Consider the following 275-nt stretch of genomic DNA (forward strand, 5'->3'; position numbering starts at 1 on the left):
GGCCGGCGACTTTCACTCACAAACCAGCAAGTGGCGTCCCCTAGGGGATTCGAACCCCTGTTACCGCCGTGAAAGGGCGGTGTCCTGGGCCTCTAGACGAAGGGGACACTGAAGTCTCAATCGCAAGACGCCTTGCTTCTCTACATCTATCAGACAATCTGTGTGGACACTACAAAGGCAGGTTCTTTAAGGTAAGGAGGTGATCCAACCGCAGGTTCCCCTACGGTTACCTTGTTACGACTTCACCCCAGTCATGAATCACAAAGTGGTAAGCG

The 275-nt window shown here is 53.5% G+C and carries 1 tRNA gene and 1 rRNA gene; both read right to left on the reverse strand.

Annotated features, from left to right (window positions below):
• Positions 1-31 precede the first annotated feature (31 nt).
• Positions 32-107: transfer RNA gene (locus MUU51_RS00035), tRNA-Glu, on the reverse strand.
• Between the two features lie 85 nt (positions 108-192).
• Positions 193-275 (reverse strand): 16S ribosomal RNA (locus tag MUU51_RS00040); the annotation flags it as partial.

The organism is Scandinavium manionii (assembly GCF_024764775.1).
Lineage (GTDB): Bacteria > Pseudomonadota > Gammaproteobacteria > Enterobacterales > Enterobacteriaceae > Scandinavium > Scandinavium manionii.